This window comes from Mycobacterium sp. 134 (assembly GCF_048282715.1).
GTDB classification, from domain to species: domain Bacteria; phylum Actinomycetota; class Actinomycetes; order Mycobacteriales; family Mycobacteriaceae; genus Mycobacterium; species Mycobacterium septicum.
The window spans coordinates 5045980-5058011 of record NZ_JBLVUN010000008.1 but is presented as its reverse complement, the minus strand read 5'-3'; the positions used below and the strand labels follow the sequence as shown (position 1 = coordinate 5058011).

The following is a 12032-nucleotide window of genomic DNA, read 5'->3' as shown; positions in this document are numbered from 1 at the left end:
TCTCTCGCCGTCCTACACCGTCGCCGCAGTCTGCGGGACGCCGCTGAACGGACGGGCGGCGGCGAATCCCTGCTCCAGGTCGGCCAGGATGTCGTCGATTCCCTCGATGCCGACGGCCAACCGCACCAGGCCGGGCGTGACGCCGGTCGACAGCTGCTCTTCGGGAGAGAGCTGCGCGTGGGTGGTCGAGGCGGGGTGGATCACCAGGGAACGCACGTCACCGATGTTGGCGACGTGGCTGTGCAGGGTCAGGGCGTTGACGAACGCCTTGCCGGCCTCGATCCCGCCCTCCAGCTCGAAGGCGAGCACGGCGCCGGTGCCCTTCGGGGCGATGCTCTGGCCCAGCTCGTACCAGGGCGAGGTGGGGAGTCCGGCGTAGTTCACCGAGGTGACGCCGGAGTGCCCGGCGAGGAACTCGGCGACCTTCTGCGCATTGGCCACATGGCGTTCAACACGCAGTGACAGCGTTTCCAATCCCTGGGCGATCAAAAAGGCGTTGAAGGGGGCGATGGCGCTGCCCAGGTCGCGCAGCAGCTGCACCCGGGCCTTGAGCGCGTAGGCGGGCGGACCGAGCTCGGCGAACACCACGCCGTGGTAGCTGGGGTCCGGTGTCGTAAACCCAGGGAAGCGTCCACTCGATGTCCAGTCGAAATTGCCGCTGTCGACGATCACGCCGGCGATCGCCGAACCGTGGCCACCGAGGTACTTGGTGGCCGAGTGCACGACGATGTCGGCGCCCAGCGCGATCGGCTGGATCAGGTACGGGGTGGCGATGGTGTTGTCGACGATCAGCGGGACACCGTTCTCGTGTGCCACGGCGGACACGTTCGGGATGTCGAGGATGTCGATCTGGGGGTTGGAGATGGTCTCGGCGAAGAAGGCCTTGGTGTTCGGCCGCACCGCGGCCCGCCAGCTGTCCAGGCTGTCGGGATCCTCGACGAAGCTGACCTCGATGCCCAGCTTGGGTAGCGTGTAGTGGAACAGGTTGTACGTGCCGCCGTACAGCCTCGGGCTGGACACGATGTGGTCGCCGGCGCCGGCCAGGTTGAGGATGGCGAACGTCTCGGCGGCCTGTCCCGAGGACAGCAGCAGTGCGGCGACGCCGCCTTCGAGTGCGGCGATGCGCTGCTCGACGACATCGGTGGTGGGGTTACCGATGCGGGTGTAGATGTTGCCCGGCTCGGCCAGCCCGAACAGGGCGGCGGCATGGTCGGTGCTGTCGAAGGTGTAGGACGTGGTCTGGTAGATCGGCAGGGCCCGGGCCTTCGTGGCGGCATCAGGGCTCTGACCCGCGTGGACCTGCTTGGTCTCGAACGACCAGTTCGCGACGGTTTCGGGGTTTGTCATGGCTGGGGTGTCTCCTCCAGTGGTGGGGCGAGGGCCCACAAGATTGGGAAGGTAGTTGGTGCGGTCGGCTACCGGACGTCGGGCCTGTCGTCGATCACGACGGGCGGACACCAAGGGTTCACTGACACATACACATGGCTGGCCTCCATCAGGTTTCCCTGTCTGTCTGGGGGCCCGTACCTTCGGACCCGCGCTTGCCTTACAGCCGCGAACGACTGCTCAACCTGGTCATCACCCGGGGCACCCCACCGCGGTTGGAGGGTTGCCGGCCAGCAAGCCGGGGCTTGATGCTGACACTCATGACCGGCCTGCAGCTTATCGCAACGCGCTGAGGCGGTGCCAGTCGGTTCTTGGGAGTGTTTGCCGGTTCTGCACCGGCCGGACTGAAACACGTTCAGTCCGGTGGGCGTGCCGGGGCGTAGGACGGCTGGCCGTAACCCAAAGTTACTGGTCAGTAATGAAAGCTGCTCCTTCGCGGCCGTTCGCGCCCTTGTAGTCTGGCCCGCGATACAGAGCAGCGAATAACCGCGGGTGACAACGAGTGATCCTCGTCGAACCCAGACTGACGCCGGGAGAGCAACCATGACTGCCCAGCAGCCGACCATCATCTACACGCTGACCGACGAGGCGCCGCTGCTTGCGACGTACTCCTTCTTGCCGATCGTCCGCGCCTTTGCCGAGCCGGCGGGTATCGATATCCAGACCAGTGACATCTCGGTGGCGGCCCGCATCCTGGCCGAATTCGGTGATTATCTGACCGAGGACCAGAAGGTCCCGGACAACCTCGGTGAGCTGGGCCGTCTCACCCAGCTGCCCGAAACCAACATCATCAAGCTGCCCAACATCAGCGCTTCGGTCCCGCAGCTCGCCGCTGCGATCAAGGAGCTGCAGGAGAAGGGCTACGCCATCCCGGACTACCCGGGCGATCCGAAGACCGACGAAGAGAAGGCGATCCGCGATCGCTACTCGAAGATCCTCGGCAGTGCGGTGAACCCCGTTCTGCGCGAAGGCAACTCGGACCGTCGTGCACCCAAGGCGGTCAAGGAGTACGCGCGCAAGCACCCGCACAGCATGGGCAAGTGGTCGCAGGCCTCGCGGACCCACGTGGCCACCATGAAGGACGGCGACTTCTACCACGGTGAGAAGTCGATGACCCTGGACAAGGCGCGCAACGTACGCATGGAGCTGGAGACCACCTCCGGCGAGACCATCGTGTTGAAGCCCGAGGTCAAGCTCGACGAGGGCGACGTCATCGACTCCATGTACATGAGCAAGAAGGCGTTGATCGAGTTCTACGAGGAGCAGATCGAGGACGCCTACAAGACCGGCGTCATGTTCTCGCTGCACGTCAAGGCGACCATGATGAAGGTCAGCCACCCGATCGTGTTCGGCCACGCCGTCAAGGTCTTCTACAAGGACGCGTTCGCCAAGCACCAGCAGCTCTTCGACGAGCTCGGCGTCAACGTCAACAACGGTCTGTCGGATCTCTACAGCAAGATCGAGGCGCTGCCCGCCTCGCAGCGTGAGGAGATCATCGAGGACCTGCACCGCTGCCACGAGCACCGGCCCGAGCTGGCCATGGTGGACTCGGCCAAGGGCATCTCGAACTTCCACTCGCCCAGCGATGTCATCGTCGATGCGTCGATGCCGGCGATGATCCGCCTCGGCGGCAAGATGTACGGCGCCGACGGACGCACCAAGGACACCAAGGCCGTCAACCCCGAGTCGACGTTCTCCCGGATGTACCAGGAGATGATCAACTTCTGTAAGACCCACGGCCAGTTCGATCCGACCACCATGGGCACGGTTCCCAACGTCGGTCTGATGGCGCAGAAGGCCGAGGAGTACGGCAGCCACGACAAGACCTTCGAGATCCCCGAGGCCGGTGTCGCCAAGATCGTCGACATCGACTCCGGTGAGGTGCTGCTGAGCCAGGAAGTCGAAGAGGGCGACATCTGGCGGATGCCCATCGTCAAGGACGCCCCGATCCGGGACTGGGTCAAGCTGGCCGTGAACCGGGCCCGGTTGTCCGGCATGACGTGTGTGTTCTGGCTCGACGACGAGCGCCCGCACGAGAACGAGCTGCGCAAGAAGGTCAAGGCGTACCTGAAGGAAGAGGACACCGAGGGCCTGGACATCACGATCCTGCCGCAGGTGTGGGCCATGCGGTACACGCTTGAGCGCGTGATTCGCGGGCAGGACACCATCGCCGCGACCGGCAACATCCTGCGTGACTACCTGACCGACCTGTTCCCGATCCTGGAGCTGGGCACCAGCGCCAAGATGCTCTCGATCGTGCCGCTGATGGCCGGCGGCGGTCTGTACGAGACCGGTGCCGGTGGTTCGGCGCCCAAGCACGTCCATCAGCTCGTCGAGGAGAACCACCTGCGCTGGGATTCGCTGGGCGAGTTCCTCGCGCTGGGTGCCAGCCTCGAGGACCTGGGCAATAAGCTGAACAACGACAAGGCCAAGGTGCTGGCCACCGCGCTCGACACCGCGACCGGTGAGTTGCTGGACGAGAACAAGTCCCCGTCGCGCAAGACCGGTGAGCTCGACAACCGCGGCAGCCAGTTCTACCTCGCGCTGTACTGGGCGCAGGCGCTGGCCGAGCAGACCGAGGACAAGGAGCTGGCCGCGCACTTCGCGCCGCTGGCCAAGGCGCTCGGCGAGCAGGAGCAGGCGATCGTCGCCGAACTCAATGCGGCACAGGGCAAGCCGGCCGACATCGGCGGCTACTACTACCCGGACCCCGAGAAGACCGCCGCGGTGATGCGTCCGAGCAAGACACTCAACGACACGCTGGCGGCCTCCGAGAGCTGAGATCGGGGCTCGGCGCGGCCATCGTCGCGCCGAGCCTGCGCTCAGATCCCCGAGCCTGCGCTCAGATCGTCAAGACACCCGAGTTCTCGATCTGTGCGCAGACTGGATGTCCCGCGCGCATGGCCGATCAGCCCGTCGCGCGCGTTTGACCGATGTGCCGGTCGACGAAGTCGGTGATCACCCCGGTGATGGTGTCGGGCGCCTCGAACATCGGGACATGTCCCACTCCCTTGAGGGTGGTCACCACCGCGTCCGGCGCCAGGCTGCTGGTGAAGTGCCGGGTGAATCGCGGCGCCGGCAGCACGCGGTCCTTCTCGCAGATCACCAGCTGGGTCGGGGTGCGCGAATCGCCGATCTCCATCAGTCCGGCGGTGGTGAGTGCCTTGACCATGAGCTTGAAATACGCCGGGCAGTGCGCGAGGTCATCGATCAGGTCGCGGCGGTCGCTGTCGTTGAGTACGTCGGGGGTCGCGCTCACGGCAACATATGAAATCTGCTTGGTAAGTGGGAATTTCAGCAGCTGCTGGCGTAGTGCCGCGGTGGTCAGCACGACCGGCAGGGCCGCGATGAACTTGGCGATGATCTCGTACTTGGCGGGGGTGAACATCGACCAGCCTCCCGCGGGCGCGATGCCGGTCAGCGTGCGGGCCCGGCCACGGCGTTCCAGCTCGAAGGCCACCCAGCCGCCCAGCGAGTTCCCGACGATGTGTGCGGTGGTCCAGCCGAGTTCGTCGAGCCGGCGTTCGACGTCGTCGGCCAGCGTCGCGACGTCGAGGAGCATCGGTGCGTGCGCGCCACCGTGGTGGCCGGCCATGGTCGGTGCGAACACGTCATAGCGGCCGGTCTGCGCGAGCTGCGGTGCGACGTACTTCCACACGCTCTGCGACAACAGGAACGGATGCAGCAGCAGGATCGGGTCGCCGTCGGGGGTGCCGAGGTGGATGGGAGCGCGTTCAGCCATGCCGCCCGACATTAAGGTGATACCGCCGGTACCGCAAGAGGGTGTCGGTGGGTGTCGGTAGGGTCTGGGCCGTGGCATCTCCGGCACCTCTGACCGTCAGCACCATCAACGTCAACGGCATTCGCGCCGCGGTCAAGCAGCGGTCCACCGACAATCTCGGCCTGCTGCCCTGGCTCAAGGAAACCGAGGCCGACGTCGTGTGTCTGCAGGAGACCCGCGCGGACGACGAGCAGCTCAGCGATGCCTTGGCGCCGGCCCTGGCCGACGGCTGGAACGTCGCCTCGGCCGAACCGCATGTCAAGGGCCGCAACGGGGTTGCGGTGTTGTCCCGGCATCCCATCGAGGCGTCGCGGCTGCTGGCCTCCGACGAGTTCGAGGCCCACGGGCGCTACCTCGAGGTGGATACCGCCGGGGCGACGGTGGCCAGCGTGTACGTCCCGACCGGCGAGGCCGAGACGGACCGGCAGCTGGAGAAGGAACGGTTCATGGCCACCATCGCGGCCCGGATGGCGGAGCTGCATGGCCGCGACGCAGTGCTGTGCGGTGACTGGAACATCGCGCACACCGAGAACGACATCAAGAACTGGAAAGGCAACCTCAAGAAGGCCGGCTTCCTGCCCAGTGAACGGGCGTGGCTCACCGAGCTGCTGGGAACGGGCTGGGTGGACGTGGTGCGGGTACTGCATCCCGATGTGGCCGGGCCCTACAGCTGGTGGTCGTGGCGCGGCAAGGCCTTCGACAACGACGCCGGCTGGCGCATCGACTATCACCTGGCCAGCCCGACGCTGGCGGGCAGGGCCACGTCGGCACGGGTGGACCGGGCCGAGCTGTACGCACTGCGGTGGTCGGATCACTCACCGGTGACGGTCAGCTACGGCTGACGCCAGTCCGGGCGCCGGCCCAGATGTAGCAGGACCTTGTCGAAATCCGTTGTCGCCGAGGCATTGACGGCCCGGTCGAACGGTGAGGCCGGACTCTCGCGGAAGTCGCCGTCGGGGATCGCCATGACCAGCGGGAGGACGGCGGCGACGACGTCGTCCGGCAATTCGTGGGCCGCACCGAGGCTGGCCGCGACATCCCAGCCGTGCACCGCGTAGTCGACGAGGTGGAATCCGATCGCCAGCGCGCCGGGGAACGTCGCATCCGGTCCGAACTCGGGTAGGGCGAACGTCGCCTCGGTGATCCCGTCGGCGGCGAAGGCGTCGAGCACGTCGTGGGCGGCCGCGGCGTACGTGCCGGCCGGGTCGGCACGTACGGCATCGGCCATCGTCTCGACGTTCCAGTGCGCTTCGTCGGAGCCGTGTCCGCGGGCGGCGGCGGCGAACCCGCGATGCTGCACGGTCATGTGGGCCAGCAGATCGCCCAGGGTCCATCCCGCGCAGGGGGTGGGGCGGTCCAGGTCGGATGTGCCGACAGTGTCGACGACGTCGACGGAGCGCAGGACGGCGACACGGTGCAAGGGGCGTAGATCGATTTCAATAGTAGGCATGCGCTTACGATAAGCTCGAGCACATCATATGGCAACGCCTACGCTGATCGAATGTCGAAGCGCCCCGACTTGGCGGCCATGCTCGCCCCGTTGTTGCGGAAGATGATCGCCGCCGAGCAGCCGGTGCTCGACGCCCATGGCCTGTCGATGTGGGGCTACGTCGTCCTGCTCACGTTGGACCGCTCCTCGGTGCGGACGCAGGCGGCACTGGCCGACGCGATCGGCGCCGACAAGACCCGCATCATCCGCACCCTCGATGACCTGCAACAGCAGGGCTTCATCGAGCGCGAGGCCGACCCCGACGACCGCCGGGTGCGGCTGCTGGCCATCACCGAGGCGGGTCGCACGGTCAAGGATGCGGTCCAGCGGGACATCCAGAGCGGGGAGGAGCGTTGGCTGGGTGAACTGACTGCCGATGATCGGAAAGTGTTCCTACGGGTGCTGCAGCAGCTGACCCGCGAAGAATCCGGATGACGCCAGTGCGAAAATCAGATCATCATGAGTAGCGGAAGCAAACAGGTCGTATTCTCGGGCGCCCAGCCCACCTCTGACTCCCTGCACCTCGGCAATGCCCTGGGTGCCGTCACGCACTGGGCGCAGCTGCAGGACGGTTACGAGGCGTTCTTCTGCGTCGTCGACCAGCACGCCATCACCGTGCCGCAGGACCCCGAGACCCTGCGCCGGCGCACTCTGGTGACCGCCGCGCAGTACCTGGCACTGGGCATCGACCCGACGCGCAGCACCGTGTTCGTTCAGAGCCATGTCCCCGAGCACAGCCAATTGGCGTGGGTGCTCGGATGTTTCACCGGTTTCGGTCAGGCGTCGCGGATGACGCAGTTCAAGGACAAGTCGCAGAAGCAGGGCGCGGACGCCACCACTGTGGGCCTGTTCACCTATCCGGTGCTGATGGCTGCCGACGTGTTGCTCTACGACACCGATCTGGTCCCGGTCGGGGAGGACCAGCGCCAGCATCTGGAGTTGGCCCGGGACCTGGCGCAGCGCTTCAACGCCCGGTTCCCGGACACCTTCGTGGTGCCCGAGGCGATGATCCCCAAGGCCACCGCCAAGATCTACGACCTGCAGGACCCGTCGGCGAAGATGAGCAAATCGGCGGCCAGTGACGCCGGGCTGATCAGCCTGCTCGACGATCCGAAGGCCACGGCCAAGAAGATCCGCTCGGCGGTGACCGACAGCGAGCGGGAGATCCGGTTCGATCAGGAGAACAAGCCGGGCATCTCGAACCTGCTGACCATCCAGTCCGCGGTGACCGGCACCGATGTCGACAAGTTGGTCGAAGGTTATGCGGGCCGTGGCTATGGCGATCTCAAGAAGGAGACCGCGGAGGCCGTGGTGGAGTTCGTCACGCCGATCAAGACCCGCGTCGACGAGTTGCTGGATGACCCGGCCGAACTCCAGTCGGTTCTGGCCGCAGGAGCGGAACACGCCCGGGAGGTCGCCGGGAAGACACTCGCTCGGGTTTACGACAGGATAGGGTTTCTCCAGCAAACGCCATAAGCGCCAGGGAGGGGTTGGCGGTGGACGAGCCCGAGAAGCCGGGACTGCTCGACCGTGTGCGTGCGCGCTTTCCCTGGTTCGACCATGTGATGCGGGCGCAGGAGCGCTACAACGACTGCAACGGCAACTTCTACGCCGCTGGCATCACCTATTTCACGATCTTCGCGCTGTTCCCGCTGTTGATGGTCGGCTTCGCCGCCGGCGGTTTCCTGCTGTCGCGGCGGCCTGATCTGCTCGAAGAAATCGAGCAGCGGATTCGTCAAGCGGTGTCGGGCGATCTCGGCCAGCAACTGGTGACCCTGATGGACTCGGCCATTGCCTCGCGCGGCACGGTCGGCGTGATCGGTCTCGCGACCGCGGCGTGGGCCGGTCTGGGCTGGATGGCGAACCTGCGCGAGGCATTGAGCCAGATGTGGGAGCAGCACGCCGAGTCCAACTTTGTCGGCAACAAGCTCTCGGACCTGCTCGCCCTGGTGTCGGCGTTTCTGGCGATGGTGGTCACCATCGGGCTGACCGTACTCGGCGACCCGTCGTTGATGCGGAAGGTGTTGCGCTGGATCGGCCTTCACGACGGCGCGGTGCTCGGCAGCGGGCTGCGCGTCATATCGATCGCCGTTTCGGTCTCGATCTCGTGGCTGTTGTTCAGCTGGATCATCTCCCGGTTGCCGCGCGAACCGGTGCCCTTCCGCCGGTCGATCCGGGCCGGTCTCCTGGCCGCCGTGGGCTTCGAGATCTTCAAGCAGGTGGCGTCGATCTACCTGCAGTCCGTGCTGGGCGGGCCCGCCGGGGCGACCTTCGGCCCGGTGCTGGGTTTGATGGTGTTCGCCTACGTCACCGCGCGGCTGATCCTGTTCGCGACTGCCTGGGCGGCGACGTCCACGGAGAGCCTGGCCGAGGCGCCGGTGCCACCACCGAACCCCGCGCAGATCGTCACCAGGGTGCAGGTCCACGAGGGGATCGGGGTGTCCGGCGCTTTGGCCGCGGCCGCCATGGGAGCCATTGGTGCTCTCGGGCTTTCGCGGTTACTGCGGCGTTAGTGGCTGACGGCCTTGAGGCCGACGATGCAGCCGACGACGCCGAGCATGAGCACCACCTTGATCACCGAAGCGGATTCGGCGCCGGTGATCATCGCGTAGCCCACGGTGAGCACCGCGCCGATGCCCACCCATATCGCATAGCTGGTGCCAGGGGGCAGGCTGCGCATCGCGATGGCCAATCCGACCATCGAGAACGCAAGAGCCACAAAGAACACGACTGACGGAACCAGGCGGGTGAAGCCGTCGGTCTTGCTCAGGGCGGTCGCCCATACGGCTTCGAGGACACCTGAGATGACGAGAATCAACCAGGCCATGGCACACCTCCGAACACCCCGTCTTTTCGCTGGCCGGGTACGGGTGCGCCTCGTCCGGTGCCATGTGTTGGCGACCCCCATTGTAACAACGACGTAACATTGCAGGCTGTGAGCTTGGCAACCACCTGGTCGCGGTCGATCGGCATCGATGTCCCCATCGTCAACGCGCCGATGGGCGGCGCGGCCGGAGGCAGGCTGGCGTCTGCGGTCTCGGCCGCCGGCGGCCTGGGCATGGTCGGGATGGGCAGTTCGGCGACGGCCGAGCAGTTGACCGTCGAACTGGCGCAACTCGATGCGCAGCGATTCGGGATTGGGCTGGTGCACTGGGTCGCCCAGGATCGGCCGGATCTGTTCGACGTCGCGCTGGCCGCCAGGCCTGCGTTGCTCAGCGTGAGTTTCGGGCAGGACTGGGATTGGGTGCGCCGGGCACACGATGCGGGCCTGACGGTGACGACCCAGGTGGCCACGGTCGATGCGGCCCGGCGCGCGGTGGATGCCGGCGTGGATGTGCTGGTGGCACGCGGAGCCGAGGGCGGCGGTCACGGTGAGCCGACGATGGGAACGCTGCCGCTGCTGGCCGAAGTGCTCGACGCCGTCGACGTTCCCGTGCTCGCGGCCGGCGGAATCTCCTCGCCCCGGGCCGTAGCCGCAGTGCTGGCCGCCGGGGCGGGCGCGGCCTGGGTCGGCACGGCCTTCGCCGCATGCGCCGAGGCGCTGACGGCCGCGGTGGCGCGCGACGCCCTGCTGGCAGCCGGGGGTGAGGAGACCGAACTGACCACCGAATACGACGTCGCCGCCGGATATCGGTGGCCGGCGACCATCCCCGAGCGGGTGCTGCGCGGATCACCGGTCAACGCGGGGCAGGGTGTGGGGCTGGTGCGGCGGCAGGCGGGCGCGGCCGAGATCGTCCGATCGCTGTCCGAAGGGGCCGAGCAGCTACTCGGGCGTTGGCGTGGGTGAGCCTGCCAAACCGCCGAGAGCGGCGGCGGATTGGCAGGCCCGGGATGTATTTAACTTGAGCGGTAATTGTTTGTCAGTCGAACCCGTGAATTCGCTGACCCTCAGCTGAGCGCCTTCTGTACGGCTGCGAGAACCCCGGCCGCACCGTCCTCGGCAGCGATAGCTGCCGCCACCTTCGCCGCATGGTCTCCGAAGCCGTTATCTGACAACACGTCACGTATCGCTTCACCGAGGTTGTCGGCGCTGAGTCGACGTTGCGGGATCGGCCGCGGGCTGACTCCGAGGTCGAACAGCCTTCGTGCCCAGAACGGTTGGTCACCGTAGGGGCCCGGTGCCGCGATCGCCGGTATCCCGGCACGTAGTCCCGCCGCGGCAGTGCCTGCGCCGCAGTGGTGCACAACGGCCGCCGCCCGCGCGAACAGCCAGTCGTGGGGCACCTCGCCGACCGCGATCACGTCGTCCCCGCTGAACTCGAGCCCCGCCCAGCCGGCTTGGATCACAGCACGGGCACCCGCGCCCCGAACCGCCTGTGCGACAAGCGTGGACAGCTGCTGGGCCTCGGCGCGGCTGTTGACCGTGCTGCCGAAGCCGATGACGACCGGTGGCGGGCCGGCGTCGAGGAACTCCACCAGCTCGGTGGGCGGTTGCCATCCGGTCGCGCGCTCCGGCCACCAGTAGCCGACGACGTCGATACCCGGCCGCCAGTCGGCAGGCCGGGGCAGGGCTGTGGGCGAGTAGCCGTACAGGATCGGCCAACGCGCATCGGTGCGCCGGCGTCGCAGCACCCGGGCCGGAGCCGTCGGGAGACCGAGTTGCACACGAAAGTGGTTGACGGCCTTGCCATACAGCCCGTCGATCATCGCCTCACCGATCCGCGCTGTCGCCCTGTTCCCGAACCGCCCGGCCGACCACGCTCCCAGCACTGCCGGTGGATGGTCGGCGGTCGCCGAGAACGGCTGCAACCGAACGCCGATGCCGGGAACGGCGAGCGCGTCGGCAAGCGGATGGCCGGCCAGCTCCGCGAACGGTGAGAGCAGCAGCGCGTCCACCGGTTCGTCGCGGACGGCGGCCAACACGCGATCGCCCAGCACCCGCATGCCGCGTGGTGAGAGGAATGCCGCCATCGCCTTCGCGGCTTGGCGTGCTGACACGTCCGACAGATCGGATGACGGGTTGTCGAGTTCGTCGGCGAGTCCGCGAAACTCCAGCCCGCATCCGGTGACGAGTTCGGCGAATGCCTGATATGCCACCACGATCACGCGATGCCCGGCTCGCTGCAATCGCGCACCGACCCCGGTCAGCGGTGCCACATCGCCGCGACTGCCGATGGCGATGATCGCGATGGTCGCCATCTATCCGCCCGGGGTGGCGAAGACGAACAACGCCATGAATGCGATGTTGATGAAGAACGTCGCCTCCACGAGGCTCACCGTGATGAAAAACGGTGTGTACAAGCGTGCTTGGGCTTCCGGCTGGCGGGCCACACCGGCGATGAACTGCGAGCCCGCGAGCCCGTCGCCGATACCGGCGCCGATGGCTCCGCCGGCCAGCACGATTGCCCCGGCCAGCAAGGCGTTACCCATCAATGC

12 protein-coding genes and 2 riboswitches are annotated in these 12032 nt (G+C 66.8%); of the genes, 6 read left to right on the top strand and 6 right to left on the bottom strand.

The genetic code is table 11. From position 1 onward, the window contains the following. Window positions 1-12: 12 nt before the first annotated feature. A complete protein-coding gene (locus tag ACNQVK_RS28910; RefSeq protein WP_418032263.1) occupies window positions 13-1347 on the bottom strand; it encodes a bifunctional o-acetylhomoserine/o-acetylserine sulfhydrylase in 1335 nt (444 codons plus the stop codon). A gap of 185 nt (window positions 1348-1532) precedes the next feature. Continuing rightward, a riboswitch (SAM riboswitch) is annotated at window positions 1533-1652 on the bottom strand. A 277-nt stretch (window positions 1653-1929) separates the two neighbouring features. Between ACNQVK_RS28910 and ACNQVK_RS28905 the strand changes: the two genes are divergently transcribed. Beyond that, entirely contained in the window at window positions 1930-4167 is a 2238-nt protein-coding gene (locus ACNQVK_RS28905; protein ID WP_211157911.1) for an NADP-dependent isocitrate dehydrogenase, read from the top strand. A gap of 127 nt (window positions 4168-4294) precedes the next feature. Here ACNQVK_RS28905 and ACNQVK_RS28900 read toward each other — a convergent pair whose 3' ends face one another. After that, window positions 4295-5128: an alpha/beta fold hydrolase gene (locus ACNQVK_RS28900; protein ID WP_418032262.1), complete on the bottom strand. Its 834-nt coding sequence runs from the start codon at window positions 5126-5128 to the stop codon at window positions 4295-4297. 89 nt (window positions 5129-5217) lie between these two features. Between ACNQVK_RS28900 and ACNQVK_RS28895 the strand changes: the two genes are divergently transcribed. Next, window positions 5218-6009, top strand: a complete 792-nt coding sequence (locus ACNQVK_RS28895; RefSeq protein WP_418034402.1) for an exodeoxyribonuclease III — start codon at window positions 5218-5220, stop codon at window positions 6007-6009. Here ACNQVK_RS28895 and ACNQVK_RS28890 read toward each other — a convergent pair. Next, the gene (locus tag ACNQVK_RS28890) at window positions 6000-6617 is read right to left on the bottom strand and encodes a TIGR03086 family metal-binding protein (protein ID WP_418032261.1); all 618 of its coding nucleotides are present in this window, start codon (window positions 6615-6617) and stop codon (window positions 6000-6002) included. The genes ACNQVK_RS28895 and ACNQVK_RS28890 overlap by 10 nt on opposite strands. A gap of 51 nt (window positions 6618-6668) precedes the next feature. Here ACNQVK_RS28890 and ACNQVK_RS28885 point away from each other — a divergent pair, with 51 nt between their 5' ends. From ACNQVK_RS28885 to yhjD, 3 genes are read left to right on the top strand one after another with little or no spacing between them, the layout of a single operon-like run. Next, window positions 6669-7091 carry a MarR family winged helix-turn-helix transcriptional regulator gene (locus ACNQVK_RS28885; protein ID WP_418032260.1) on the top strand — a complete coding sequence of 141 codons (423 nt, stop codon included), beginning with the start codon at window positions 6669-6671 and terminating at the stop codon, window positions 7089-7091. A gap of 24 nt (window positions 7092-7115) precedes the next feature. Next, window positions 7116-8132, top strand: coding sequence for a tryptophan--tRNA ligase (trpS, locus tag ACNQVK_RS28880; RefSeq protein ID WP_211157915.1), 1017 nt, complete (start codon window positions 7116-7118; stop codon window positions 8130-8132). A 20-nt stretch (window positions 8133-8152) separates the two neighbouring features. After that, on the top strand, window positions 8153-9169 hold the full coding sequence (gene yhjD, locus ACNQVK_RS28875) for an inner membrane protein YhjD (protein WP_418032258.1): 1017 nt from the start codon (window positions 8153-8155) through the stop codon (window positions 9167-9169). Here yhjD and ACNQVK_RS28870 read toward each other — a convergent pair. Further along, window positions 9166-9483: a DMT family transporter gene (locus ACNQVK_RS28870; RefSeq protein ID WP_273732790.1), complete on the bottom strand. Its 318-nt coding sequence runs from the start codon at window positions 9481-9483 to the stop codon at window positions 9166-9168. The genes yhjD and ACNQVK_RS28870 overlap by 4 nt on opposite strands. 12 nt (window positions 9484-9495) lie before the next feature. After that, a riboswitch (guanidine-III (ykkC-III) riboswitch) is annotated at window positions 9496-9560 on the bottom strand. Window positions 9561-9582: 22 nt separating this feature from the next. On the opposite strand from ACNQVK_RS28870, the gene ACNQVK_RS28865 reads away from it, so the two are divergent. Then, entirely contained in the window at window positions 9583-10443 is an 861-nt protein-coding gene (locus ACNQVK_RS28865; protein ID WP_418032257.1) for a nitronate monooxygenase, read from the top strand. Window positions 10444-10544: 101 nt separating this feature from the next. On the opposite strand, the gene ACNQVK_RS28860 is transcribed toward ACNQVK_RS28865, so the two are convergent. Both ACNQVK_RS28860 and ACNQVK_RS28855 read right to left on the bottom strand, forming a co-directional pair. Further along, window positions 10545-11795, bottom strand: a complete 1251-nt coding sequence (locus ACNQVK_RS28860; protein WP_418032255.1) for a glycosyltransferase — start codon at window positions 11793-11795, stop codon at window positions 10545-10547. Then, entirely contained in the window at window positions 11796-12026 is a 231-nt protein-coding gene (locus ACNQVK_RS28855) for a F0F1 ATP synthase subunit C (protein ID WP_122975218.1), read from the bottom strand. Between the last annotated feature and the right edge of the window lie 6 nt (window positions 12027-12032).

Bases quoted from the DNA above. Each gene is read 5' to 3' on its own strand.
- trpS (WP_211157915.1), top strand. From the start codon at position 7,116: ATGAGTAGCGGAAGCAAACAGGTCGTATTCTCGGGCGCCCAGCCCACC.
- ACNQVK_RS28855 (WP_122975218.1), bottom strand. From the start codon at position 12,026: ATGGGTAACGCCTTGCTGGCCGGGGCAATCGTGCTGGCCGGCGGAGCC.
- ACNQVK_RS28885 (WP_418032260.1), top strand. From the start codon at position 6,669: ATGTCGAAGCGCCCCGACTTGGCGGCCATGCTCGCCCCGTTGTTGCGG.
- ACNQVK_RS28860 (WP_418032255.1), bottom strand. From the start codon at position 11,795: ATGGCGACCATCGCGATCATCGCCATCGGCAGTCGCGGCGATGTGGCA.
- ACNQVK_RS28910 (WP_418032263.1), bottom strand. From the start codon at position 1,347: ATGACAAACCCCGAAACCGTCGCGAACTGGTCGTTCGAGACCAAGCAG.
- ACNQVK_RS28890 (WP_418032261.1), bottom strand. From the start codon at position 6,617: ATGCCTACTATTGAAATCGATCTACGCCCCTTGCACCGTGTCGCCGTC.
- ACNQVK_RS28905 (WP_211157911.1), top strand. From the start codon at position 1,930: ATGACTGCCCAGCAGCCGACCATCATCTACACGCTGACCGACGAGGCG.
- ACNQVK_RS28870 (WP_273732790.1), bottom strand. From the start codon at position 9,483: ATGGCCTGGTTGATTCTCGTCATCTCAGGTGTCCTCGAAGCCGTATGG.
- ACNQVK_RS28900 (WP_418032262.1), bottom strand. From the start codon at position 5,128: ATGGCTGAACGCGCTCCCATCCACCTCGGCACCCCCGACGGCGACCCG.